The sequence below is a fragment of the Pseudomonas sp. Irchel s3h17 genome (assembly GCF_900187505.1).
Classification (GTDB): Bacteria; Pseudomonadota; Gammaproteobacteria; order Pseudomonadales; family Pseudomonadaceae; genus Aquipseudomonas.
In genome coordinates, this window is sequence record NZ_FYDL01000021.1 from 43,024 (window position 1) to 67,483 (window position 24,460).

A 24,460-nucleotide genomic window follows, 5' to 3' on the forward strand; every position below is an offset into this window, starting at 1 on the left:
CTCAACTTGCTCCGTGGCCACTGAAAACTTTGAAGGGTGTCTTGAGCAGGATCTTCAGATCCAGCAGCAGACTCTGGTTGGCGATGTAGCTCAGGTCGAGTTCGACCCGTTGATCGAAATCGATGTTGCTGCGTCCGGAGATCTGCCACAGGCCGGTCATGCCAGGGTAAATGCTCAGGCGCGCGAGGTGACTGTCCTTGTAGCGATAGGCGTTGAACGAGGTAGGCCTGGGGCCGACCAGGCGCATGTCGCCCTTGAGTACATTGATCAGGTTGGGCAACTCGTCGAGGCTGCTGCGTCTGAGAAACCTGCCAATTGCGGTGATCCTCGGGTCCTTGTCGATCTTGAAGTCGATGGCATCGGCACCGTGCTTGTTCAGGTGGCGCAGCGACTCCTTGAGGTCCTCGGCGTTGGCGACCATGGTGCGGAACTTGTACATGCCGAACAGGCGCCCGCGGTAGCCGGTGCGTTTCTGGACAAACAGCACCGGCCCCGGGCTGCTCAACCGGATGGCCAGGGCCAGGGCCAGCAACAGCGGCGACAGCAGCACCAGCAGGACCAGCGCGCCCAGTGCGGCGACGACCCGGTTGGTTCGCGACAGGGTCCAGGGGCGCCCGCCGTCACGGCCGGTCATCCAGCCACGACCCTGCATGTGGATCGCTGAATCCAGGCGCATGCGCTGCGCGGGATCGAGGCGCTTGTCACGACGCATCGTTTGTACCGGCACGTCTTGTTCATGCCCCGTCATAAACGCCTCCGTATTGGCGAGGGCTCGTCCGGGCATGAAGCATTGCCAGCGAGCGACGTTGGGATGACGGGCAGCACGTAATACTCACGGAACCAGGCCACGAAACGCCTGAGCCCTTCATCGAGTGTGATCTGCGGGTGAAAGTCGATGTCGTGTTCCAGTTCACCGACATCGGCAAAGGTGTTCAGGACATCACCGGGTTGCAGGGGCAGCAGGTCGACGTTGGCCTGGCATCCCAGGTGTTTTTCCAGCAGCGCCAGATAGTCCTTGAGCTCGACCGGGCGCTCGCCGCCGACGTTATAGATTTTCCAGGGCGCCATGCTGCTCGAAGGGTCCGGGTGCTCACGGTCCCAGTCGATGGCCACCCGGGGGGCACGCTCCAGCAGGCGCGCAATGCTCTCGACAATGTCGTCGATGTAGGTGAAATCGCGCTGGTGCCGGCCATGGTTGAATAGCTTCAGCGGCCGCCCCTGGACGATCGCCTGGGCAAAGCGGATGGGCGACATGTCCGGACGTCCCCAGGGGCCGTACACGGTAAAGAAGCGCAACCCGGTGCAGGGAATGCCAAACAGGTGGCTGTAACTGTGGGCCATCAGCTCGTTGGCTTTTTTCGTGGCCGCATACAGGGACAGCGGGTGGTTGACGCTGTCATGGGTGGAATAGGGCGTGTGCTGGTTGGCCCCGTAGACCGAACTGGAGGAGGCGTAGATCAGGTGCTTCACCGGATGGTGCCGGCAGTTCTCGAGAATGTTCAGGAAGCCGCTGAGGTTGCTGTCCAGGTAGGCTTTTGGATTATCCAGGGAGTAACGCACCCCGGCCTGGGCGGCCAGGTGAATCACGACCCTGGGTTGCTCGCGGGTGAACAGTGCGGCCAGGGCATCGCTGTCCGTCAGGTCGGCCCGCAGCAAGGCGAAGTCCCCCACCTGTTGATGAACCCAGCGTACCCGGGCGTGCTTGAGCGCCGGGTCGTAGTAGTCGTTGAAGTTGTCCAGGCCGATGACTTCATGGCCGTCGCGCAACAGCCGCAACACACAATGAGCGCCAATGAAGCCGGCTGCACCGGTGACCAGGATTTTCATACGGCCGGGCCTTCGGGCATGACATGCCGCAGGCCGATGCCGCGATAGTGCAGGCCTGCATCCGCGGCTTGCTGCGGGTTGTAGAGGTTGCGCCCGTCGATCACGACTTTTGCGCGCAGTTTGCTGGCGAGCATTTCGAAGTCGACCACGCGGAAATTCTTCCACTCGGTGCAAATCACCAGGGCGTCGGCGTCTTCCAGGGTGTCGTCGCGGGTGGCACACAGGTGCAGGTCATCGCGATACCCATAGAGGCGCCGGCATTCGGACATCGACTCCGGGTCAAACGCATGCACCGTGGCGCCTTCTTGCCACAGTGACTCCATCAGGTAGCGGCTGGGCGCTTCGCGCATGTCGTCGGTGTTGGGTTTGAAGGCCAGGCCCCAGAGGGCGATCTTTTTTCCGGCCAGCCCTGCCGGAAAGTAAGGCTTGAGCTTGCGCAAGAGGATGTGGCGCTGGTCGTCGTTGACCTCGGTAACGCTGCGCAACAGGCGCAGCGGCATGCCGTTGTGCTCGGCGGTGTGCAGCAGGGCGCGCAGGTCCTTGGGCAGGCATGAGCCGCCAAAACCGCAGCCAGGGTAAATGAAGTGATAGCCGATACGTGGATCCGAGCCGATGCCCCGGCGCACGGCCTCGATGTCGGCGCCCAACTGTTCGGTGAGGTTGGCCAGTTCGTTCATGAAACTGATGCGCGTGGCGAGCATGGCATTGGCCGCGTATTTGGTCAGCTCGGCGCTGCGGCTGTCCATGAACATCAGTTTTTCCCGGTTGCGGCAGAACGGCGCATAGAGTTCGGTCAACTGGGCGCGGGCTTCTTCGTCAGCCGTGCCGATGATGATCCGGTCCGGGCGCATGCAATCGGCCAGGGCGCTGCCTTCCTTGAGAAATTCCGGGTTCGAGACCACTCGCACGCTCAAGTATGGCTTGCCGCGCCGCGCCAGTTCTTCCTCGGCACAGGCCATGACCTTGTCGGCAGTGCCGACCGGAACGGTGGACTTGATGATCAGGGTGCGATTGGCTTCCATGGCGTTGGCAATCTGCCGGGCGACGCTCAGTACATGGCTGATGTCAGCGGATCCGTCTTCATCGGCAGGGGTGCCCACCGCAATAAAGATCAGTTCGCCATGCTCGACGGCATCGCTGGCCTGGGTGCTGAACAGCAGGCGTCCGGCCTTGATGTTTTCCTCCAGCGCCGAGCCCAGGCCCGGTTCGCTGATGGGTGGGACAGCTTGTTGCAGTTGACGGATCTTGCCCGGGTCTATGTCGACGCATAACACCCGATGACCGACATCCGCCAGTGCAGCCGCTTGAATCAGGCCGACGTAACCCGTACCAAATACGCTCACGTCCATACTGGCGTGCCTCATGAAACGGTGGATGTAACTCAAATGAGACTGTTAGAAGGGGTATAGACGAGTGCGGGGAAACCGTGCCAGCAAACTGACACGCTGTTCATGTTGAAAAACGGTCAGTATTCGGGCGATCTGCTATCAAGTGCCTCAAAGCACTGGCTTTGGTCAGTTTTTGAGCATTCAGACGGCGAATCAAGAATGCGATAAACGGTCGCATGCCTTGTATTACAAGGGGTGGGGAGAAGGATGTGTGTCAGAAATGAACCAACTTTTTTTTGACGTTTTGTCGATCAAATGACATTTATTACGTTTTTCATGCGCTGTAACGTTGTCAAAAAACGACCGGTATTGAATGACTGCCATCACATAATGCTACGGGGGGTGTGCCGTGAACGGTAATGCCCTGGCGCACAGTCGAACCAGCGCAGGCAGGCGCGATTGAAACTCTGCACATCGCTGTAACCGAGCTGGTCGGAAATCTGCACCAGTTCAACGGCGGGTTGCAGCAGCAGGTCTTCGGCGCGGTAACGCCGGTATTCGTCGAGCAACTCGGAAAAACTCCAGCCCAGGGCCTTCAGGCGGCGGGCGGCGGTGCGTTCGAGCAGGTGCTGGGACGTACAGAAATCCTGCCAGTGGGCGCCTGGCAGATCGCCGATCAAGTGGTCGCTGACCAACTCCAGCAACGTCGACTCGCTGTTGCGCCGGGTATGTTCCAGCAACTCGACCAGGGTGTCCTCCAACTGATGGTTGCCCGGTGTCAGCGGCTGCGCGAACAACCCAGGCTCAAGGTGAATCACCGGGTTGGCCTGGCACCAACGCACGGGGACGCGAAAGGCCTGTTCATGGGGTTGCGTAGTGGCCGGGGCAGGGTGGGGCAGGTCGACAGCGAGAATCGGGTCTGCCCCCAGGCCGCTGGCGAGCAGCTTGCGCCGCAACATGCTGCACACGCTGACCAGGATGTAGTCGGTCAACGGTGCGGTGGCGCGCAGGCTGCCGCAGTCGCGCAGGTGCAACTGCACCGAGCCTTCGCCGCGCACGATCCGCGCCTGGAAATGCCCGTTGAAGAACGGGAAGAACCTGACGAAATAGGCACAGGCACTTTCCAGCGACGCGGCGACATCAAACAGGTAGGTCAAGCCATTGGTCGAGGTGGACACGAAGCGCCGGCCCGCCGCCAGACCCACCAGCGGATCATCGGTACTGGCCTGGGCAAAGGCCCAGAAACGTCGAGAGAGAAACAGCGGAACGCGCATGAACGGGGTGCGCAATTCAAACAGGCTGCGGTGAAACAACGCCTCGATCTGTTCGCGCGCAATCCCGCGGGCCAGCAGTTCTTCAATGGCCGGCAGCAGGCTGGGGGCGTAGAACGCGTTGGGTGTCGGCTGATCGCTTTTTGTCATTTAGGGCTCACAGCATGTTCCGGTTCACTGGTTAGGCTGCCCGACGTTAAGCGATTTGCCGGAGCAAGACCATGCTTGATTTACGCCAGCTCGACCTCAACCTGCTGCTCGCCTTCGATGCCATCTACCAGCAACGCAGTGTCACCCGCGCCGCCGAAGTCATGTGCCTGTCGCAACCGGCGATGAGCAACGCGCTGCGTCGGCTGCGTGACCTGTGTGGCGATCCGTTGTTCATCAAGAGTCGCCTGGGCGTTACCCCGACCCTGGTGGCGCACCGCCTGGCCGACTACGTGCGTAATGCCCTGGAGAGCCTGCGTGACGGTTTGAAAATGATTCCCGCCGCGCGCCAGAGCACGCCGTTGCTGCGCATCAGTTGCCTGGACTGCCTGCAACCGGTGCTGCTCGATGCCTTGCTCCTGGCGCCCCATGCCGATTGGCAAGTGCGTTACTTCCAGCCTCGGCGGCGCGATGCCTTGCAGGAGCTGGCCTCGGGAAAGCTGGACATCCTGATCGACCTGGATCAACCGCTGGCGGGGTTGGCCGGCTTGCACAAGCAGGTCTTGCCGGCCGATCACTATGTGTTCGCGTATGGCGATGCGCTCAAGGAGCCGCCGCGCACCCTGCAAGCCTATCTGGCGCAACCGCAGATCCAGGTTTCAAGCCGCCGCGATGGGTTGAGCCCGGTGGACCTGCACCTGGGGTTGAAGAGCCTGCGCCGCACGATTGCCGTGAGCACCCAAAGTACCCTGGCCGCGAAGATGATCGCCGACCGCCAGCCGTTTGGCCTGAGCCTGCCGAGCCGGGTCGCCTGCGCGCTGGGCATGCAGCAGGCGCCGCTGCCGCTGGACGAGCCGGTCCAGTTGCAACTGGCGCTGTACATCGAGTCGCGCTATCGCTTCGAGCGCAGCCGTGAAGAGGCGATGCATTGCCTGCTTCAGGCGTTGGGCGAACCACGGGCCCCCCTGGCCGTGGCGCGGCGCGCCTGACGCGGCCCTGGCGGGTGCTCAGAAGGCGTACGGGATCGTGACCTTGGCCCAGAGCATCTGGCCTTCGGGGCGGTTCTCCACGTCGAATTCCTTGGCCCAGCGCAACTCGGCGCTGGCGTACTTGAGGAAGGTTACGAACATCGCAGGACCGATGGCGAACACCTCGCCACGCACGCCGTCGTCCACGTCCTGGCCATTGAACTGCACGGTGTGGCCGTACTGTTTGTCGTCGGTGGTTTGCTTGAGGTAGTAGCCGTTCAAACCGAGGTTCAGGTTGTCGGTCACCTCGTAGCTGGCGGAGTAGTCGAAGTGGAAAATCTGCCCGGAACGGTAGTCAGTGTCGTGGTTTTCCTGGTTGAAGCTGTAGGTGGTCTTGACTGACAGCTCGGTTTTTTCCGTCGGTAGCCAGGTGAAGGAAAACAGCGGCTTGTAGGTGTAGAAATTGTTGCTGGTGTTGGCCAGGCGAGTGGCGTCGTACTCGCCGGTGGGAATGGTGATCTCCAGCGCGGCGCCCAGTGTCAGGTTTTTCCCCATGTCCCACAGAATGATCGGTGCCACGGTGGTGTCGCCCATGCTTTCGCGGTCATCTTCCAGGCCAAAGGCCGACACCTGCTGCTTGATCCAGGGTCGCGCCGCGTAGAAGCCCAGGCGACCGCCGGCAATGCGCAGCGGGCTGAGGTAGTCCAGGCGTGGAACGACCGCCTCGGACTTGATTTCGACGTCCGGGACCTTGCCGCCCAGCGAGCTGATGTTCAGCTCGGTGGCCTTGTAGAAGTTGTAGTAGAGGTTGAACGCGACCATGTGGTCCGGAAGGTTGTTGACGTCCAGCGGCAACATGAAGAAGCCATCGGTGCCAGGGCCGATGTTGTCGACCCCCGATTCTGTGGCGTGTACCGATACGCACACACTCGACAGCAGGGCAACGCTTGCAGCCAGTCGCAGGGGAGAGAACGCACGGGTCGGATTCATTTTTCTGCTCGTTATTATTGTTAGCGGACGCGCCGCCGGCCATCACGCGGGCCGGACCCTAGAAATAAGCTGTCAGCCCCCGGCAGGGCAGGGTATTGGCGGACACAGAGCGGACTTCTGCGGCCAGCCTGTGTCCTAGGGTCTGTTGACGTTTGGTGGCGAGCCGCGTTGCTGGGCCAACGTGGGCGAGGCAAGGCGCGGGATGCCGCGATCGATGCCATGCGCGCCGGGTTGGCAGTGACGCGCCCAGGCGTGTTAACGTTCTGCGACATAATCGGTTACAAAAATAAGAACTGAACCTGATCCGGAACCTGTCGTCCATGCCAATCAAAGTCATCGATCCCCACTACGAACTGGCGCTGGTTTCACCTTTTCTGCTGCAGACCCTGGCCGAGGTGGCGGGGGAAAAAGGGATCGACCCCCAGAGCCTGTGCCGTGGCCTGGGTTTCAGCCTCGATGACCTGCAGGATCCCGCGCAGCGCATTTCCTATCGTCAGGCCGTGGCGATGATCCAGCGCGCGCTCAGGGTGATTCCCAATCAGGGCCTTGGGCTCTGGGTGGGCAGCCAGAATGTGTTGGGTACCCTGGGGTTGCTGGGGCATGTGCTGTCGTTGTGCAAGACCCTGCGCGATGCGTTCGAACTGGGCATGCGTCATCAGCACACCTCGGGCGGGATTGTGGTGTCCAGTGTCCGGGAGGTGGCCGGCCAGGTGTTTGTCGACGCGGAATGTCGCCTGCCGTTTGCCGATGTGCAGCGGTTTGCCGTCGAAGAATTTTTTGCCAGCCTGCTGGTGTACGGCCGTGCATTGGTCGGCGGCGATTTCGACTGTGTACGGGTGGAGTTCATGCACGCGGCCCCCGAGTACGTGGCCGAGTATCACCGCCTGGTGGGACCTGACGTACGCTTTGGCTGCCTGCACAACCGCCTGGTGCTGGAGGCCCGCTGGCTCGATGTGCGGTTGCCCAATCACCACTCGCTGGCGTTGCGCCAGGCGGTCACGCTGCTGGAGCTGGAAGGCGCCCAGGTTCATCAGAAAATCGACCTGATCCAGGCCGTGGAGCGGGCCATTGCACGCGACCTGGCCCAGGGCAGCCATCTCGAGAAAATTGCCGGCGACCTGAACATGAGCGGCCGTACCTTGCGCCGTCGTCTGACCGAGCACGCCCTGACCTTTGAAGTCCTGCTCGAGCAAGTGCGCCAGGCGCGGACCATGAGCCTGCTGGCCAACCCCGAGATGTCCATCGAGCGTATTACCGAGGAAGTCGGTTACAGCGACGTGCGCAGCTTTCGCCGAGCCTTCCGGCGCTGGACCGGGCAGAGCCCGAGTGCGTATCGGGGCGAGAGCCATTGCAACGAGTGATCCCCGGCACCTCGAAGGGCGCCGGGGTTGACGAACCAAGGGTTCAGGCGAGGGGCTTCAAACCCAGTTGGTAGGGTTCACAGTCCCGGCTGGCGACGCTTCGGTAGCGGCCGAACAACCGGAACAGATAGATCGAGCCAATGTTCAGGTAGCCCAGGCGGTAGCAGGACTTCAACGAGTCGAAGTTGCCTGACTCAACGTACGAGACCAGCCCTTGATACCCTTGCTCCAGGTAGTGCTTGAGGGCAAGGTTCATGCCGATCGCGTGCAGGCGCTGGCCTCGATAATCGTGATGGGTAAAGCCCTTGTACATGTAGACGAAGGACGAGCTGAAATGCAGGAGCAGTTCCGGTGGGTCGATAGGCGTAGGTTGTCGCGAGTACCAGCCGTAGGAGGCCAGTTTCTCCCCATCGAAGATGCCAAAGCACTGGTCGCCCCTGGCCATGGCTTGATCGATGAAGGGGCCGGGCAGCTCGTTCACGGGATCGAGGGCGTAGTGGCGGAGCAGCTGTTCGCTGAGAAACATCGGCGTGAAGTGTGGCGGGTAGTCGAGGAACCTGGGGTCGACTTTTTGCAGGGTCAAGCCACGCAGGATCTTGAACAGGGTGAAGGTGTTGATCAGTTTCAACAGCACCTGGAGCAGGGTGTTGAACAAGCCGTTCTGGCGAATTTTCGTCTGGCTTTTCTGGAGCAGTTCCTGCACGACCATGCCCATGCCCTCCCGAGAGGATGCGGATGTCGATAAAGGGAAGGCGGTGATAACCAACTGCCACCTCCTTGTGTGTTGTCACAGGATGTTAGCAAAGGAATTGATCCGGCGACCCGCGCCAGCGGCGGAAAACGACCCCGGTCGCCCATCGGTAGCGGCCAATGGCTAACAACCGGCAGCTATCTTGTTGAGCCATAAGTGATTCATTTCACCGGGACCGATGAAATTTATTTTTTCGAAGAGCACCACCGCTCATCGACTCGGTGCGCACGTGGGCGCCGCGCTGGTAAAACCCTGCACGGCGGTTTTCCAGGGGCAGAGTCCGGCAACAGCACAGTTCGCCCGTGCACCGCTGTTATACCGTTCAACCGACACAAACCCGGGTGTGCCGGGTAAACTGCGCAGCTTTCCAGAGGAGTTCTCATGACTTACTACCAGCCGGGCATTCTTGCCACCCCTGTTCCGTCTCAGGCACGTCATCTGTTTTTTGCACTCGAATCCGCCGAGGCTCTGCCGGCGGTACTCGAGAAACTGATGCAACAGGTGGACGGCAAGTCGGCGGTGGTCGGTTTTGGCAAGTCGCTGGTCAATGCCCTGGGGGCGAAAGTGGCAGGGCTACGGCCATTTCCGGCGATGATCGGTGTGGGCGTTGATAACCCTTCGACCCAGCACGCGCTGTGGCTCTGGTTGCACGGTGAAGACCGTGGCGAGCTGCTCAATCGCAGCCACGCGTTCGAAGCGGCGCTGGCTCCGGCGCTGCGCCTGGTGCAGATGAACGAAACCTTCCGCCACATGGACGGCCACGACCTGACCGGATACGAAGACGGCACTGAAAACCCCCATGACGAAGCGGCCGTTGCCGCCGCGCTGGTGGCCGAGGGCGACGACGGCATGGTCGGTGGCAGCTTTGCCGCGATCCAGCAGTGGCAGCATGACCTGAGCGGTTTCCATGGGCTGGCGTCCCATGAGCAGGACAACATCATGGGCCGTCGCAAGAGCGACAACGAAGAGCTCGACGACGCGCCGGTTTGTGCCCACGTCAAACGCACCGCGCAGGAAAGCTTCAGTCCCGAGGCCTTCATCGTGCGCCGTTCGATGCCGTGGATCGAAGGTGATCGCGCGGGCCTGATGTTCCTGGCCTTCGGTCACTCCTTCAATGCTTTCGAAGCCCAGCTGCGCCGCATGAGCGGCCTGGAAGACGGCATCACGGACGCCCTGTACCGCATCAGCCGGCCGATCACCGGTGGCTACTACTGGTGCCCGCCGCTCAAGGACGGGCATCTGGACCTGCGCACCCTGAACATCGGTTAAGCGCCGGGCACCGGGGCAGGGAGAGGCGGATGAGCGTGGTGCGCTGGGCAATGATCGGCTGCGGCAGCGTCGCCGAGCGCAAGAGTGGCCCGGCGTTCTACAAGGCGCCGGGGTCGGCACTGGTGGCGGTGATGGGGCGCCGGCATGACGCGGTCCGCGATTATGCCGCGCGCCATGGCATCGAGCGGGTGTACACCGACGCCCGGGCACTGATTGCCGACCCCGAGGTGGACGCGGTGTATATCGCCACGCCCCCTGACAGCCACCACGCCTACAGCCTCATGGTGGCGGCGGCCGGCAAGCATTGCTGTGTCGAAAAGCCCATGGCGTTGCACCTCCGGCAAAGCCAGGCGATGCAACAGGCCTTTGCCGACGCGGGCCTGCACCTGTTCGTGTCCTACTACCGGCGTTCGTTGCCGCGTTTTCAGCAGGTGCGTCAATGGTTGCAGGACGGACGCATTGGCGAGGTCCGGCACCTGACCTGGACCCTGACCAAGGTGCCTTCGCCAGCGGATCGGGACGGCAGCGCCAACTGGCGCACCGACCCGCGGATTGCCGGTGGCGGTTATTTTGTCGACCTGGCCAGCCACGGCCTCGACCTGTTCCAGTACCTGCTGGGCGACATTGTCGAGGTCGCCGGGTTTACTGCGCGGCAGGCCGGGTTGTACGCCGCCGAGGATGCCGTGACCGCCAGCTGGCGCTTTGCTTCGGGCGCCACCGGCATGGGTTGCTGGAACTTCGTCGCCGATCGTCGTGAAGACCGTGTCGAGCTGATCGGCAGCCTGGGTCGCATCAGCTTCTCGGTGTTTGATGAGCACCCGGTGCAATTGCACGGTGAACACCCCCAGAGCCTGCACATTGCCCACCACGAACACATCCAGTGGCATCACGTGCTCGGCATGAATGCACACATTCGCGGCCAATCGCAGCACCCAGCGACCGCGGACCAGGCGTTGAAAACCGACTGGGTGATGGACTGCATCCTCAAGCGCGACAGCCTCTGACCCGGCGCCGCCTGTCCAGGCGGCACACACAGACTCACGCAGCATCCATCCCTTGTGGGTCTACCACCGGGGTGAGTGCGCCCCTCCATTTTGTCGGATAAACGCGCCGCTCTTGCGTTCATCGCGAGCAAGGCCTTGTCAGAAAAATCCGACAGGAGTACAAATGTACTCCATGACCACTTTAACTCCCCGCCGTGCCGCCATCCTGACCTTCATTAGCGACCGTATCGCGCAACAGGGCCAGCCTCCGAGTCTCGCTGAAATCAGCGAGGCCTTTGGCTTTGCCTCGCGCAGCGTGGCGCGCAAACATGTGCTGGCGCTGACCGAGGCCGGCTTTATCGAGGTCAACCCGCATCAGGCCCGGGGTATTCGCCTGCTCAATCAACCCCGCCGTCCCGAGTTGCTGGACATCCCGGTCCTCGGACGGGTGGCCGCTGGCGCGCCGATGGGCGTCGACGCCGAGGTGCACAGCCGCCTCTGGCTGGATCCGTCGATGTTCTCGCGCACACCCGACTACCTCTTGCGGGTTCAGGGTGACTCGATGATCGGCGATGGCATCCTCGACGGTGACCTGGTGGGCGTGCGCCGCAGTGTCGACGTACAGAACGGCCAGATCGTCGTCGCACGCCTGGAAGGCGAGGTCACCATCAAGCGTTTTGAGCGGGCCGGGGACCATGTGCGCTTGCTGCCGCGCAATCCGGCCTACAGCCCCATCGTGGTCAACGCCGACCAGGACCTGGCGATTGAAGGGGTGTTCTGCGGCTTGGTGAGGCAAGGGTGATGGGCGCCGTGGTTGCGCTGGACACGCTGTTCAATCGCGGCCAGGTCTGGAAAGGCCGGCCGGCGGCCCCCAGTGGCAGTCCGCAACCTACCGGGCATGCGGCCCTGGATGCGGCATTGCCCACGGGGGGCTGGCCGGAAGCGGCGCTGAGCGAAATCCTCATTGCCGGGCAGGGCGTCGGTGAGTTGCAACTGGTCTGGCCGGCCCTGGCGCGGCTGACCACTGCCGGTGAGCGGGTGGTGCTGGTGGCGCCGCCGTATGTGCCGTATCCCCAGGCGTGGCTGAGTGCCGGGGTGGACCTGCGGCAGTTGTCGATCATCCGGGCCAGTGACCGCGAGGCGCTGTGGGCGGCGGAGCAATGCTTGCGCTCGGGCAGTTGCGCCGCGGTGCTGTGCTGGCCGAAACAGGCCGATGACCGCGCCTTGCGCCGTTTGCAGGTGGCCGCCGAAACCGGGCAGAGTCTGGCATTCGCCTACCGCTCGCTCAAGGACGCGCTCAATCCTTCGCCGGCCGCCCTGCGCATTGCCATCGATTCGCGCCCTGCGCAGTTAAGGGTGCTCAAGTGCCGGGGCGGGCTGGCCCGTACCGCGCCGATTGCCTTTGCCACGGGGCAGTGAGGTTGGCATGCGCTGGGTCTGTATCCTGTTCCCGCAACTGGCGCTGGACGCGGTATTGCGTCAGCGCAGCGACCCTGACGCACCGCTGGCGCTGCTGAGCGGTCCGGCCCAGCGCCGCGTGTTGCAGGCGGTCAATGAGTCGGCGCGGGCGCTGGGGTTGCGCCCGGGCCAGTCGATGACCGCCGCCCAGGCGCTGAGCAAGGCCTTTGCCAGCGTGGACTATGACCTGGCCGAGGTCGAACACTGGCAGCAGTTTCTCGCGGCCTGGGCCTACCGCTTCAGTTCCCAGGTCAGCGTGCATTTCCCGCGCGCCGTGCTGTTCGAAATCGAGTCGAGCCTGGGCCTGTTCGGACCCTGGCCGCAGTTCGAGGCGCGGTTGCGTGCGGAGCTCACGGCGCTGGGGTTTCGTCATCGCCTGGTGGCGGCCCCCAATCCGCTGGCCGCACGGATCCTGGCCAATGCCTACGACGGCCTGGCGGTGCCGGACCTGGCAACCCTGCGGCCCCTGCTCGGGCAGATGCCGGTCGAGCGCATCGGCCTTGCGCCAACGGTCGCCACCGCACTGTCGCGCATGGGCCTGCGCACCTTGAGCCAGGTCCAGGCGCTGCCACGCCAGACCCTGGCCCGGCGCTTCGAGGCCCAGGTACTCAAGCACCTGGACACCTTGCTGGGCGAGCGGCCGCTGGCCCTGGCGTTTTACTTGCCGCCGGACCGTTTCGATGTGCGCATCGAGCTGAATTTCGATGTGCACTCCCATCAGGCCCTGCTGTTCCCGCTGCGCCGCCTGACCGGCGACCTTGCGGCGTTCCTGTGTGGCCGGGACAGCGGTGTGCAGCGCTTTGACCTGCATCTGGAGCACGCCGGCCTGCCGGACACCCTGGTCAAGGTCGGGCTGCTGAGCGCCGAACGAGATCCGGCGATGCTGTTTGAACTGGCCCGCGGGCGCCTGGAGCAGGTGCAGGTCGAGGCCCCGGTGCGCGCTTTTCGTTTGTCGGCGCAGGACCTGCCAGGCTTCGTCCCCCAGCGCCGCGAGCTGTTCGATGAGCGCCTGCAGCAATCCTTGCCCTGGGAGCAACTGCGCGAACGCCTGCGTGCCAGGTTGGGGGACGAGGCGGTGCAGGGCCTGGGGTTTGCGGCCGATCACCGCCCGGAGTGCGCCTGGCAGCCGATGGCGCAGCCTCAGGCCACCCCGGTGCTGCCTGATGTGCAGCGTCCCGGTTGGTTGCTGGCCGAGCCATTGCCGGTGCAGGAAGGCGCGGCGCGCATCCTCATGGGACCGGAGCGCATCGAGTCCGGCTGGTGGGATGGCGCCGACGTGCGCCGCGATTACTACCTGATCGAAACCCGTTCCGGCCAGCAGGCCTGGGCGTATCGTACGGTGGGCGAAGCCGGGCCGCTGTGGCTGCAAGGCTGGTTTGCATGATGTTCGACTATGCCGAGTTGCACTGCCTGTCGAATTTCAGTTTCCAGCGCGGCGCCTCGAGCGCCCGCGAGTTGTTCGAGCGGGCCAGGCAGCAGGGTTACCAGGCCCTGGCGATTACCGACGAGTGCACCCTGGCCGGCATTGTTCGCGCCTGGCAAGCGGCCAGGGCGCAGTCGTTGCCACTGATCATCGGCAGTGAAATACGTGTCGAAAATGGCCCGAAACTGGTGCTGCTGGTGGAAAACCTCGAGGGCTATCAGGCCCTGTGCCGGCTGATCACCGAGGCGCGGCGGCGCAGCGAAAAAGGCCAGTACCGGGTGCTGCGCGAAGACTTCGACAGGCCCATGCCCGGGCTGCTGGCGTTGTGGGTGCCGGATACGCTCGATGAGCCGGAACAGGGCGCCTGGCTGCAGCAACGGTTCGGCGAGCGGCTGTGGCTGGCGGTCGAGTTGCATTGCGGGCAGAACGACGCCCGGCGCCTGGCGGGTTTGCAGGCCCTGGCGGCCCGCTTGCGGATTCCGGCCGTGGCCAGTGGCGACGTGCACATGCACAGCCGGGGGCGCCGGGCGCTGCAGGACACCATGACGGCGATTCGCCTGCATGTGCCGGTGGCCGAAGCCGGGCAGCGCCTGCATCCCAATGGCGAGCGGCACCTGCGCAGCCTGGAGGCGCTCGGCGCGCTGTATCCCTCCGCGCTGCTGGAGCAGACTCTGGTCATTGCCCGGCGTTGCACCTTTGATCTCGGCCAGTTGCGCTATCAATATCCCCGGGAACTGGTACCGCAAGGGCAGACCCCGACGACCTGGCTGCGCCGGCTGACCGAGCAGGGCCTGTGCCGGCGTTGGCCGCAAGGGCCGGACCGCGCGGTGCGGGCGCTGGTCGACAAGGAGCTGGAACTGATCGCCGACCTCGGCTACGAGAGCTATTTCCTCACCGTCGAGGACATTGTCAGCTTCGCCCGTCGCCAACGCATCCTGTGCCAGGGGCGTGGTTCGGCGGCCAACTCGGCGGTGTGTTACGCCCTGGGGATCACCGAAATCGATCCGAGCCGGATGAACATGCTGTTCGAACGTTTTCTTTCCAGGGAGCGCAACGAGCCGCCGGACATCGACGTGGATTTCGAGCACGAACGCCGCGAAGAAGTCTTGCAGTACGTGTTCCAGCGCTATGGCCGGCGCCGGGCGGCGCTGACCGCGGTGGTCAGCACCTACCACGGTGCCGGCGCCATACGCGATGTGGCCAAGGCCCTCGGTTTGCCGCCGGACCAGGTCAACGCCCTGGCCGATTGCTGCGGCCATTGGAGCGACGACGCGCCGCCCCTGGAGCGCCTGCGCGAAGGGGGCTTCGATCCCGACAGCCCGGTGCTGCGCCGGGTGTTGAGCCTGACCCGGCAGCTGATTGGCTTCCCCCGGCACCTGTCCCAGCATCCGGGCGGCTTCGTGATTTCCGAGCAGCCGCTGGACAGCCTGGTGCCGGTGGAAAACGCCGCCATGGCCGAGCGCACGATCATCCAGTGGGACAAGGACGACCTGGACATGGTCGGCCTGCTCAAGGTCGACATTCTGGCCCTGGGCATGCTCAGTGCCATCCGTCGTTGCTTCGATCTGCTGCGTCACCATCGCGGGCTGGAATTGAGCCTGGCCAGCATCCCGTCCGAAGACCGGCGCACCTACGAGATGATCAGCCGTGCCGACACCATCGGGGTCTTCCAGATCGAGTCCCGGGCGCAGATGTCGATGCTGCCCCGGCTCAAGCCCCGCACCTTCTATGACCTGGTGATCGAGGTGGCCATCGTCCGGCCCGGCCCGATCCAGGGCGGGATGGTCCATCCGTATTCAGATCGATGCGTACTACATGACCGACGGTCGGCCGTTCTATCAGCGCCAGGCGGCGTTTTTGATCGAGCCAGGCCGCGCGATCATTTTCTCCACCACGGCCCAGGCCGACTTCAGTCCTGAACAGAACCAGAACTGGATGGACCTGCTGGCCAGCTTTCAGCCTCGCCAATCGGGTACGACCACGACCGACTCCAGCGCACAGGAGTAACGATCATGTTCGAAGCTGCCAGGTTTGGAGACGAGATCTCGCATACCAGTGCCCTGGGTGGGTTCCTGATTGGCGCCGCGCTCGGTATTGCGCTGATTGCCACCGTTGCAATCGCGACGTTCACCTGTGGTTTCGGCGTGGCATTGCTGGCAGGTCTTCTGGCGGGCATCGGAGGTAGCGTGCTCACCGCCGCCGGGGAGGCGATAGGCAGCAAGTTCTCCTCGCCTTCCGGGACCCTCGTCATTGCGTCGAGCAATGTGTTCATCAACAGCCGCAAGGCGGCCCATGTTGAAAAAAGTATCGGTGCCTGCGACAAACATCCCGGGCCGGTGCAAGTCGCAGAGGGCTCGACCAACGTCTTCATCAACGGCACGGCGGCCGCGCGCAAGGGTGACAAACTCACCTGTGGGGCAACCATCTCCAGTGGCTCGGGGAATGTGTTCATTGGGGGCGGTACTCATCGCTACCTGCCGGTCGACGACGAGATTCCTGGCTGGCTGCGGACCACCGTCGACATCCTCATGGCGGTTGCGGGCGCGGCGGGCGGCATCGCCCAATTGCTCAAGGCCGGCACCCAGGCAGGCATGAAGGCAGTCATGCCCTGTGCCTTGAAGTTCACGGCCGGCTTCGTCGCCGGCGAGGTCGCCAGCCGCTACGTCGTGGGGCCGGCCATCGAGCGTGCGGTGGGCGGCCTGGTGGGCAACCCCGTCGACACCACCGCCGGCCGCAAGGTCATCACCGACGAAACCGACTTCAGCCTGCCTGGCCTGATGCCCATCCAATGGTCACGCTTTTATGCCAGCGACCTGAGCGTCGACAGTGTGCTCGGCAAGGGTTGGGTATTGCCTTGGGAGCAAAGCCTGCGGCGCAGCGGTCGCTTCGTCTACCTCACCGACAACCAGGGACGCAGTGTGCCGTTCGTGGACCTGCAACCAGGCGAACGCGTCTACAACCCTCACGAACAGGTCTACCTGGTCTGCACCGAAGGTGGTCACTACCTCCTGCAAACCCTCGACAACCTGTTCTTCTATTTCGGCGAAGTGCCGGACGACAACGTCCCTGTACCGTTGCAGCGCCTGGAAAACGCCCTCGGCCATTTCCTGCACTTCACCCGCACGGCCGAAGGCACGCTGACCGACATCAGCGCCACCGGTGGGGTGCGTGTCCACCTGCATTACGACAACCCGCTGGGGCGGTTGACCGACGTCAAACGCATCGTCGACCACCAGGCGGTAGAAACACTGGTGCAGTACCGCTACGACGATAACGGTCAGCTGGTTGAAGTGATCAACCGCAACGGTGATTCGATACGGCGCTTCAGCTACAGCGACGGCGTGATGGCCAGTCACAGCAACGCCCTGGGCCTGAGCTGCCATTACCGCTGGGACAGCATTGACGGCCAGCCCCGGGTGGTTGAGCACTGGACCAGCGATGGCGAGCACTTTCATTTCCGTTACGACGTCAAGGCCCGCACCACCTGGGTCACCGACGTGCTCGGGCGCGAAGCCGAGCTTCACTACAACGGCGATCATCGCGTCACCTCAAGCCGCGACTTCGGTGGCGAGCGCTACCGCATCGCCCTCGACGACAGCGGCAACATGACCGGCCTGACGCTGCCCGACGGCAACCGGCTTGAGCTCAAGTACGACGAGTACTCGCGGCTGGTCGAAGAAACCGACCCGCTGGGGCGCAAGATCAAGTACCGGCATCACCACCTGACCACCCTGGTGACCCAGGTGGACTACCCCGACGGCAGCATCTGGAAAGCCCGCTACGACGCCAAGGGCAACCTCATCGCCGAGGTCGACGCCCTCGGCAACAAAACCGAATACCTCAACAGCGACGACGGCCTGCCACACACCATCATCGACGCCAGCCACAAATCCAAATACCTGTGGTGGAACACCCTGGCACAGGTCGAACGCTTCCAGGATTGCTCGGGTAAAACCACCACCTACCGCTTCGACGAGCGCCAGCACCTGATCGCCGTCACCGACGCGCTGGGCCAGGTCACCACACTGGAACGCAAACCCGACGGCGAAGTGCTGCGCATCCAGCACCCGGACGGCAGCGCCGAGTCGTTCACCTACAACGCCCTCGGTCAGGTCCTGACGCACACCGACGGCAAAGGCCAGACCACGCGCCTGCTGCGCACCGCAAGGGGCCTGCCGAGCAGCCGCCAGGACGCCAAGGGCCAGCGCATTCGTTACGAGTACGACAAGGCCATTCGCCTGACCGCGCTGGTCAACGAAAACAACGCGGCGTACCAGTTTGCCTACGACGCGTCGGACCGCTTGATCGAAGAAAAACGCATCGACCAACTGACCCGCCAGTTCAGCTACAACCTGGGCGGGCACCTGACGCGTGTCGACGAAACCGGCTACGGCGAACGCGCCGAACGACCACAACGCCACACCGAATTCGAACGCGACCCGATTGGCCGTCTGTTGGCCAAGCTCAACGATGATGCTCGCCAGGACTACGCTTATGACGAGGGCGATCGTCTACTGTCCATCGAGCGAATCCCGACCAGCAATGGCAAGAAACTCGGCGTTTCTGAAGAACAACTCGAATTTGCCTACGACCTGTTGGGCCGCCTGATCAAGGAGACCACACCCCAAGGCGCATTGGCCTACGAATACGACCCGCTAAGCAACCTGACCACGCTGACGCTACCCACCGGCCAACACCTCAATCACCTGTACTACGGCAGCGGCCACCTGCACCAACTCAACCTCGACGGCCGGCTGATCAGCGACATGGAACGCGACGACCTGCACCGCGAGGTCTACCGCTCCCAGGGCCAGCTCACCAGTTGCTTCGGCTACGACGCCATGGGCCGCAAGAGTTGGCAGTTCGCCTCGACCTTGCCCGCCGACAAGCTGTCGCAGGTGCACAACCCCGGCATCAACACCTCGCTGCTGGTGGAGCACGCCTATAACCCGATCCACCGCCGTTACCAGTACGAGCCGGCCGGCGAGCTGGTGCGCACCCTCGACAAGCTACGCGGCGAGATCAAGTACGCATACGACGCTAACGGCCAGTTGCACAGCCGTGATACCGGCAAGTTAGTGGACAGCGAAGAATTCCGCTACGACGCGGCGGCGAACCGGTTGAACTTCAACACCAGTCAGTTTGACCAGATCAAAGACAACCGGATCAGGCAGTGGCGGGACCAGGAGTACCGCTACGACGCCTGGGGCAACCTGATCGAAAAAAGCAGTGGTTTGCACAAACAGCAGACCTTCAGCTATGACGGCGAAAACCGCCTGGTCAGGGCTGAAACGCGGGTTGATGGCAAGCTGGAAAGAACAGGCAGTTATCAATACGACAGCCTGGGACGACGGGTTGCCAAACAGTCGGAGATCAACGGCCAGACCGAACACAAACGTTTCCTGTGGCAAGGCTTGCGGCTGCTGCGCGAGGAAGCGCCGGGGCAGAGCAGGTTGTATGTCTACGAGCCGGGTAGCTATGCGCCGCTGGCGCGGGTCGATCAGAAGGAGGGCGAAGAGCAGCAGCTTTACTACTTCCACACCGACCAGATTGGCACGCCGTTGGAGATGACCGACGCGGATGGGCGTATTGTCTGGCAGGCGAGGTACAAGGCGTGGGGTTCGGTTGAAAAGCTTGAGGTGAGCGAGGTCGAGCAGCACCTGCGGTTTCAGGGGCAGTATTTCGACGATGAGACGGGGCTGCACTACAATACGTTTCGGTATTACGATCCGGAGGTGGGGCGGTTTGTTACGCAGGATCCGATTGGGTTGTCTGGTGGATACAATCTCTACGGCTACGCTCCAAACACGACAGCATGGATTGATCCTTGGGGTTGGAGTTGCAACCGCCCCGGTGGCTATAAGGCCGGTGATGTTGATGCTCACGGTAACTTGTCCCCTGGTGTCAACAGGGCGTCAGGTCATAAAAATATTTCTGAAGATAAGCTAGTTCAGTCGCACCATTTTATCCAAGATGAATGGGCGAAAAGGAATGTCGCTGGATACAAGAGAAATGACGCACCTGCTATTCTTCTGAAAAGCTCATCGGGGGAGCCTCATGCTATTGTCTCATCCCTTCAGCGAACCAGGCGCCGACTTTCTGGGTTTGGTGGGACGATAAAGGAAGAGTTCGGAGTAGCCTACAAAGAGCTAGTTGATGCTGGTCTTGATCCTAGTGCTGCGAAAAAGGCAGCCAGTAGATCATATAAGTATTTTGATTCGTTGGGGGCGTTTGAATGACTCTAAATTATACAGAAAAAAATCCGCCTGCATCGGCGGACTCCATCAACAATGCTGTCCGCATGCTGGGAGTTGAGAAAAATATCTGGATAACGAAATTTTGGTCGCTCTATGACGGTGCCTTACTTGATGACCAGGTGCTGATTTATTCGACAGGTGAAATAGTTGAGCGCAATCAGACTTATGACATAGCTAGAAGTTTCCCAGGGCAAATTTTAGTGGGTGATGATTCCGGAGGTAGGCTGGTTTTAACTGATAAATCCGTTGTGGATAAGTTTTACCTGATTGGTTCTGGAGACCCTTTCTTAGATGATGCCGAAATATTTCAATCAATTGATGCTTTGGTAGAACATGTCTTAGTCGAGCAGGGTGTATTATCGGAGTCAGTAGATGTTGTAACCATAGGTAAAGCTAAAGCCACTCCGCAAGAAGTGCTGGCTATCAAGAAAGGGTTGGGGTTAAGCAGCTCGGTGACAGATCTTAAGGAAAAACTCCAAAAGGAAAATGAGAAGATTTTAAAGGGTGTGAAAGCTGTTAAATATGAGAGGGTAGTAGCTGGATATCGGCATCTAATTCGGTTTGATAGCTAGGTTTTTTACGAAATCCCTTGAAATGCTTGGATGTGTAAAATCGCCGCCATCAACGGCGGAGCCCCTGATGGCAATGCGATACGAACTCAGCGACTCATCCTGGGAAATGATCAAGGACCTAATCGCCCAGGATTAGAAAACTGGACGCCCACGAAACGATGACCGACTGATGCTAAACGGCATTCTATGGGTGCTGTGTTCAGGCGCCGCCTGGCGCGATATACCTGAACGATTCGGCCCTTGGTCAACGGTTTATCAGCGCTTTCGCGACTGGCGAAATCGAGGCGCGTTTGACCAGATGCTCAAACGCTTGCATGTCAGGCTTAACGCGCAAGGGTTGACTGATCTGGACACCTGGATTATCGACTCCACAGCGGTACGCGTAACCCGAGTCTCTTCTGGCGCCGGGAAAAAAGGTGGCCTGAAGAACCGCTAGATCATGCTCTGGGCCATAGTCGCGGAGGCCTCACCACCAAGATTCACATGCATCTGCGATGCGAATGGGATCCCCCTATGTTTCAGCTTGTCTGGAGGATAAGCCAGCGATATGTCGCATGCCCAACCCTTGCTGGATCAAGTCCAATTACCCGGACAGCGGGGGCGCCCTCGCAAGCGCTGTGCCGGATAAGGGCTACGACGCCGAACATCTTCGGCGCTATTGCGACCGCTATCGGATGCAACCGGTGATTCCTTTGCGAACTATGAAGCGTAAGCCAAAACCCGGATTGCCCAGGTTGTTTGATAGGCCCAAGTACCAGTAGCGAAACATCATCGAGCGAATGTTCGGTTGGCTGAAAGAGAATCGACGGATCGGTACACGCTACGACAAGCTGGCGAAAAGCTTTGGCTCAATGGTCTCACTGGCTTGCACCATACGGTGTTTGCGACATTACTTTTCGTACAGAACCTAGTGATGTTATGCGCCGGCACGAAGCCACTTTAGGTACAGATGGTCCACGTCTAGGACGTGGCGATAGCATTACTGAAGTGACACCAAAAGGAACGCCATACGATACTGCCCGAGGTGTGGAAAGCTCCGGAATTAGGGAGAACCAAGTGCTGGGACGTGGTAGCGAAAAGGTTCGAGGCAACAAAATTCACGGAATTTCTGATGCTAAACTTTCAACCACTACAGGCGCAGACAGAATGAGTGCTGCGGGTAGCTATTTAGAGGCTAAAGGTGTGAATAAGGTTAGCTCGCTTCCGGGAATCGAAACCCGTATATCTTAAAATATTAAATCAGCTACTTGTTAGGGTTGTTGTTATGAGCGGAAAATTAAATAAGGCTTTGAAAGATTTTTTGCGTAGTGGATCTGTTGAGAGGATGCAGGATGCTCAATCAATTAGTGTGCTGCGTGAGAATGGTATGATTTTTCCGATAGAGGAAATTGAACATGATGAACTTATGGATAGGCTTCATCGTGAAATGTCGTTGGCTGCAAGAGATAAAATTGTAAGGGCATTTCTTTCAGGGTTAGAGAGTGGTGAGCCACAAAAAAGAGCTGCCCTTTCTGCATATGCAATCATGCAAAATTTTCCCAAGCATAAATTTGAGTCTAAGCATGGGGTTCAGTGCGATATTTGTAGCGGTTTTAAAAGAAAAAAAATAGATTTCACTCTGGTTAATGCCGTTTGCTTTATGAGGGGGGCGACTAATAGTGGTGCGCCGGAACAATTATATTTTTTCCTTGCTGAGAGTAATAAGGCTCCGGATAGTAGGGTTGAATCTGTTAAGGTTTTTCAGGCGGTCCTAACTGTTTTAAGAGGGGTTGAGGCAAATGATACTCCTCTCATTCTGGAAAAAAAGATCAGGGCGATCAAAGGTATAAAAATGTCCCAGGAAGAGTCTCGGGGGTTGCTTGATTTGCTTGGGCATGTTGGTGTTCTCGAAACACCTGAACATAAAGGGTTTACACACGAGTACAAAAATATAGGTCTCGTTCCCAAGAAGTCACGATCAACTGATTGGAGTTATCCAGTTGACTTCTGGTTAGGGGAGTATGGTGTTAATGAAGGTGCACTAGAATATTGGTTTGGTGACTGTTTGAGAAGCTTGAGGCTAGTGTGAATTATGTTGGTAAGGCCGGCACCCAGGCAGGCATGAAGGCGGTCATGCCCTGTGCCTTGAAGTTCAGGGCGGCTTCGTCGCCGGCGGAGGTCGCCAGCCGCTACGTCGGTATGCGATCCATGAACCCCACCTTTTAAAATGTGGGGTTCATGGATCGCATACGGCGCAACCTCAGGCAGGACCACCTTGATGGGTGAAGGCCTGCAACACGACGATGGCCACAGCCACGTGCTGTCTTCGACCGTCCCCTGCTGCGTGCCCTACGACCCGACCTACGCCTATGAGCTGGCAGTGATCATCCATGACGGCATGCGGCGCATGTACGTCGAAAACGAGGACATCTACTACTACATCGTATGCGATCCATGAACCCCACATTTTAAAGGTGGGGCGTATAGCTATCTTGGTATTTGCGGTGTGCAGTTCCATGGCAGCAAGGCTTCAAAGTCCTCAACCGACTCAGCCTGCGGCAGCCACGTATAGGGTTCTTGGCCGTTAGCCTTCGCTGTCTCGACCAGACCCGGTAGAGTATGGCCGTCGGGTGCAACTCCCCATCACATCATTCCTTTAGAAAGTGGTGGAGCGAACAAGTGGTGGAACTTGATGCCGACACACGGCACGCTACCTAATCATTCTTTGCCAGGAATCCCTGGTCCTCATGCGGCTGGCGGCGTTCTTCGGAGTACAATTCAACAAGGAAGAAAGGCTCTACCGCCTGGCACGATAACTGATATGAGATTGTAATATGATAGATATTGATGAAGAGCTTATAAAAATTGAAAAATGTGATTTTTTCTCGAGGATGGGAGTCGGCGAGACTGAGGATAACGCCTTGATATATATAGGGGGTGTCCGAGAGGTTTTCGTGGATCCGTCGATGTCTGAGTTCGAGGGGTATTATGATGATGTTGAGTGGCTGCCTACGTCCCCAACCCAATCGGATCCTTTTTATAACTTAAAAAATCCGCCTTCCGATCTTGTTGCGATGCGAATGAAGGTAAGTAAGGCGGTAATGGGTGCTGCCAAAAGTATTGATAAAAATAAATTTATATGTGCTCCGCACGATTTTAGCCTTGCGGCAAGAAGTGGTGTGTGTTTTGCCTTTAGACAATATGTGTCTGAAGAGTATTATGCTCTAGGCGATAGATGGGCGAAAATAGTGAGTCTCTATTATAAAGGTCATTGGCCTGTTGGCTTTTGTAAAAATAAGTTGATTGTTATTTGAGTTTGATGGGTGTGAGTTTGTGTTTTGACCGGCGGCAAGTGTTTTCTTGAGTTTTTCACGGTGGTGGTTGGTCTGCAATTTAATAGTGTTGGTGATTGATTTTTGGTGTTTGGATTGCTTTCTGAAAGTTAGTCGCTAATTGCATTGTATATAGTGAGGCGGTCAATTAGATTGATTAAGGTAGATGCGGATAAGAAGGTGGCGAAGGCAGTAGGTCACTCTCGGTAAACGTAGTTTTCCGCAGATTATCGCCCCTATCTCACGGCGATGACGACCTGCCACACACCATCATCGACGCCAACCACAAATCCAAATACCTGTGGTGGAACAGCCACGCCCAGGTCGAACGCTTCCAGGATTGCTCGGGTAAAACCACCACGTACCGCTTCGACGAGCGCCAGCACCTGATCGCCGTCACCGACGCGCTGGGCCAGGTCACCGCATTGGATGACCCAGCGGGCGAGGGTCTGACGCGGTATTTCTATGCCATGCCGGCTCAGCACCGTTTCGAAACGGTGCAGCGGCAAGCCATCGACATACTTGGTGGTCAACAACATCGCCA

General features: G+C 60.2%; 17 protein-coding genes and 7 pseudogenes. 16 read left to right on the forward strand and 8 right to left on the reverse strand.

The window, feature by feature from the left end; translation table 11 throughout:
• Position 1: 1 nt before the first annotated feature.
• From CKW25_RS23600 to CKW25_RS23615, 4 genes are all read right to left on the reverse strand, one after another.
• The gene (locus CKW25_RS23600) at positions 2-748 is read right to left on the reverse strand and encodes a sugar transferase (protein WP_095083067.1); all 747 of its coding nucleotides are present in this window, start codon (positions 746-748) and stop codon (positions 2-4) included.
• Positions 745-1,827, reverse strand: coding sequence for an NAD-dependent epimerase (locus CKW25_RS23605; RefSeq protein WP_095083069.1), 1,083 nt, complete (start codon positions 1,825-1,827; stop codon positions 745-747). Before CKW25_RS23605 ends, CKW25_RS23600 begins: the two co-directional genes overlap by 4 nt.
• Positions 1,824-3,176: a UDP-glucose/GDP-mannose dehydrogenase family protein gene (locus CKW25_RS23610; protein ID WP_095083071.1), complete on the reverse strand. Its 1,353-nt coding sequence runs from the start codon at positions 3,174-3,176 to the stop codon at positions 1,824-1,826. Before CKW25_RS23610 ends, CKW25_RS23605 begins: the two co-directional genes overlap by 4 nt.
• A 362-nt stretch (positions 3,177-3,538) precedes the next feature.
• Complete coding sequence (locus CKW25_RS23615) at positions 3,539-4,576, reverse strand: AraC family transcriptional regulator ligand-binding domain-containing protein (protein WP_095083073.1); 1,038 nt, start codon at positions 4,574-4,576, stop codon at positions 3,539-3,541.
• A 71-nt stretch (positions 4,577-4,647) separates the two neighbouring features.
• Here CKW25_RS23615 and CKW25_RS23620 point away from each other — a divergent pair, with 71 nt between their 5' ends.
• The gene (locus CKW25_RS23620) at positions 4,648-5,562 is read left to right on the forward strand and encodes a LysR family transcriptional regulator (protein WP_095083075.1); all 915 of its coding nucleotides are present in this window, start codon (positions 4,648-4,650) and stop codon (positions 5,560-5,562) included.
• A gap of 18 nt (positions 5,563-5,580) precedes the next feature.
• Here the strand turns inward: CKW25_RS23620 and CKW25_RS23625 are convergent, their stop codons facing one another.
• On the reverse strand, positions 5,581-6,531 hold the full coding sequence (locus tag CKW25_RS23625) for a transporter (protein ID WP_095083077.1): 951 nt from the start codon (positions 6,529-6,531) through the stop codon (positions 5,581-5,583).
• Positions 6,532-6,851: 320 nt separating this feature from the next.
• Here CKW25_RS23625 and CKW25_RS23630 point away from each other — a divergent pair, with 320 nt between their 5' ends.
• The gene (locus CKW25_RS23630; RefSeq protein WP_095083079.1) at positions 6,852-7,892 is read left to right on the forward strand and encodes an AraC family transcriptional regulator; all 1,041 of its coding nucleotides are present in this window, start codon (positions 6,852-6,854) and stop codon (positions 7,890-7,892) included.
• 43 nt (positions 7,893-7,935) lie between these two features.
• On the opposite strand, the gene CKW25_RS23635 is transcribed toward CKW25_RS23630, so the two are convergent.
• Positions 7,936-8,601, reverse strand: coding sequence for a GNAT family N-acetyltransferase (locus CKW25_RS23635; protein ID WP_095083081.1), 666 nt, complete (start codon positions 8,599-8,601; stop codon positions 7,936-7,938).
• A 423-nt stretch (positions 8,602-9,024) separates the two neighbouring features.
• Between CKW25_RS23635 and CKW25_RS23640 the strand changes: the two genes are divergently transcribed.
• The 12 genes and pseudogenes from CKW25_RS23640 to CKW25_RS23695 all read left to right on the forward strand — a co-directional run.
• The gene (locus CKW25_RS23640) at positions 9,025-9,912 is read left to right on the forward strand and encodes a Dyp-type peroxidase (RefSeq protein WP_095083082.1); all 888 of its coding nucleotides are present in this window, start codon (positions 9,025-9,027) and stop codon (positions 9,910-9,912) included.
• Between the two features lie 29 nt (positions 9,913-9,941).
• Complete coding sequence (locus tag CKW25_RS23645) at positions 9,942-10,916, forward strand: Gfo/Idh/MocA family protein (RefSeq protein ID WP_095083084.1); 975 nt, start codon at positions 9,942-9,944, stop codon at positions 10,914-10,916.
• A 163-nt stretch (positions 10,917-11,079) separates the two neighbouring features.
• Complete coding sequence (gene lexA, locus CKW25_RS23650) at positions 11,080-11,697, forward strand: transcriptional repressor LexA (protein ID WP_095083086.1); 618 nt, start codon at positions 11,080-11,082, stop codon at positions 11,695-11,697.
• Positions 11,697-12,314, forward strand: coding sequence for a translesion DNA synthesis-associated protein ImuA (gene imuA, locus CKW25_RS23655; protein ID WP_095083089.1), 618 nt, complete (start codon positions 11,697-11,699; stop codon positions 12,312-12,314). The genes lexA and imuA overlap by 1 nt, the downstream gene beginning before the upstream one ends.
• Before the next feature lie 7 nt (positions 12,315-12,321).
• Positions 12,322-13,737, forward strand: a complete 1,416-nt coding sequence (locus CKW25_RS23660; protein ID WP_095083092.1) for a DNA polymerase Y family protein — start codon at positions 12,322-12,324, stop codon at positions 13,735-13,737.
• Positions 13,713-15,581, forward strand: a pseudogene (locus CKW25_RS23665) (PHP domain-containing protein); the annotation flags it as partial. The gene CKW25_RS23660 and the pseudogene CKW25_RS23665, both read left to right, overlap by 25 nt.
• Positions 15,571-15,783: pseudogene (locus tag CKW25_RS23670) on the forward strand (DcrB-related protein); the annotation flags it as partial. The pseudogenes CKW25_RS23665 and CKW25_RS23670, both read left to right, overlap by 11 nt.
• A 5-nt stretch (positions 15,784-15,788) precedes the next feature.
• The gene (locus CKW25_RS23675) at positions 15,789-20,015 is read left to right on the forward strand and encodes an RHS repeat-associated core domain-containing protein (RefSeq protein WP_095083094.1); all 4,227 of its coding nucleotides are present in this window, start codon (positions 15,789-15,791) and stop codon (positions 20,013-20,015) included.
• Positions 20,012-20,605 carry an SMI1/KNR4 family protein gene (locus CKW25_RS23680; RefSeq protein WP_143497464.1) on the forward strand — a complete coding sequence of 198 codons (594 nt, stop codon included), beginning with the start codon at positions 20,012-20,014 and terminating at the stop codon, positions 20,603-20,605. The genes CKW25_RS23675 and CKW25_RS23680 overlap by 4 nt, the downstream gene beginning before the upstream one ends.
• Positions 20,606-20,672: 67 nt before the next feature.
• Positions 20,673-21,516 (forward strand): annotated as a pseudogene (locus tag CKW25_RS23685) (IS5 family transposase).
• A gap of 353 nt (positions 21,517-21,869) precedes the next feature.
• Positions 21,870-22,673: a hypothetical protein gene (locus tag CKW25_RS23690; protein ID WP_095083098.1), complete on the forward strand. Its 804-nt coding sequence runs from the start codon at positions 21,870-21,872 to the stop codon at positions 22,671-22,673.
• A gap of 162 nt (positions 22,674-22,835) precedes the next feature.
• A pseudogene (locus CKW25_RS23695) lies at positions 22,836-23,027 on the forward strand (hypothetical protein); the annotation flags it as partial.
• A 44-nt stretch (positions 23,028-23,071) separates the two neighbouring features.
• On the opposite strand, the pseudogene CKW25_RS26495 reads toward CKW25_RS23695, so the two are convergent.
• Positions 23,072-23,191 (reverse strand): annotated as a pseudogene (locus CKW25_RS26495) (transposase domain-containing protein); the annotation flags it as partial.
• A 227-nt stretch (positions 23,192-23,418) separates the two neighbouring features.
• Here CKW25_RS26495 and CKW25_RS23700 point away from each other — a divergent pair.
• Positions 23,419-23,898: a hypothetical protein gene (locus CKW25_RS23700; RefSeq protein WP_256578012.1), complete on the forward strand. Its 480-nt coding sequence runs from the start codon at positions 23,419-23,421 to the stop codon at positions 23,896-23,898.
• 260 nt (positions 23,899-24,158) lie between these two features.
• Positions 24,159-24,368, forward strand: a pseudogene (locus tag CKW25_RS27430) (hypothetical protein); the annotation flags it as partial.
• On the opposite strand, the pseudogene CKW25_RS23705 reads toward CKW25_RS27430, so the two are convergent.
• Positions 24,333-24,460, reverse strand: a pseudogene (locus tag CKW25_RS23705) (transposase); the annotation flags it as partial. The pseudogenes CKW25_RS27430 and CKW25_RS23705 sit on opposite strands and share 36 nt — an antisense overlap.

Coding starts and splice junctions, on each gene's coding strand:
- CKW25_RS23600 (WP_095083067.1), bottom strand. CDS start 748: ATGACGGGGCATGAACAAGACGTGCCGGTACAAACGATGCGTCGTGAC.
- CKW25_RS23605 (WP_095083069.1), bottom strand. CDS start 1,827: ATGAAAATCCTGGTCACCGGTGCAGCCGGCTTCATTGGCGCTCATTGT.
- CKW25_RS23610 (WP_095083071.1), bottom strand. CDS start 3,176: ATGGACGTGAGCGTATTTGGTACGGGTTACGTCGGCCTGATTCAAGCG.
- CKW25_RS23615 (WP_095083073.1), bottom strand. CDS start 4,576: ATGACAAAAAGCGATCAGCCGACACCCAACGCGTTCTACGCCCCCAGC.
- CKW25_RS23620 (WP_095083075.1), top strand. CDS start 4,648: ATGCTTGATTTACGCCAGCTCGACCTCAACCTGCTGCTCGCCTTCGAT.
- CKW25_RS23625 (WP_095083077.1), bottom strand. CDS start 6,531: ATGAATCCGACCCGTGCGTTCTCTCCCCTGCGACTGGCTGCAAGCGTT.
- CKW25_RS23630 (WP_095083079.1), top strand. CDS start 6,852: ATGCCAATCAAAGTCATCGATCCCCACTACGAACTGGCGCTGGTTTCA.
- CKW25_RS23635 (WP_095083081.1), bottom strand. CDS start 8,601: ATGGTCGTGCAGGAACTGCTCCAGAAAAGCCAGACGAAAATTCGCCAG.
- CKW25_RS23640 (WP_095083082.1), top strand. CDS start 9,025: ATGACTTACTACCAGCCGGGCATTCTTGCCACCCCTGTTCCGTCTCAG.
- CKW25_RS23645 (WP_095083084.1), top strand. CDS start 9,942: ATGAGCGTGGTGCGCTGGGCAATGATCGGCTGCGGCAGCGTCGCCGAG.
- lexA (WP_095083086.1), top strand. CDS start 11,080: ATGTACTCCATGACCACTTTAACTCCCCGCCGTGCCGCCATCCTGACC.
- imuA (WP_095083089.1), top strand. CDS start 11,697: ATGGGCGCCGTGGTTGCGCTGGACACGCTGTTCAATCGCGGCCAGGTC.
- CKW25_RS23660 (WP_095083092.1), top strand. CDS start 12,322: ATGCGCTGGGTCTGTATCCTGTTCCCGCAACTGGCGCTGGACGCGGTA.
- CKW25_RS23675 (WP_095083094.1), top strand. CDS start 15,789: ATGTTCGAAGCTGCCAGGTTTGGAGACGAGATCTCGCATACCAGTGCC.
- CKW25_RS23680 (WP_143497464.1), top strand. CDS start 20,012: ATGACTCTAAATTATACAGAAAAAAATCCGCCTGCATCGGCGGACTCC.
- CKW25_RS23690 (WP_095083098.1), top strand. CDS start 21,870: ATGAGCGGAAAATTAAATAAGGCTTTGAAAGATTTTTTGCGTAGTGGA.
- CKW25_RS23700 (WP_256578012.1), top strand. CDS start 23,419: ATGATAGATATTGATGAAGAGCTTATAAAAATTGAAAAATGTGATTTT.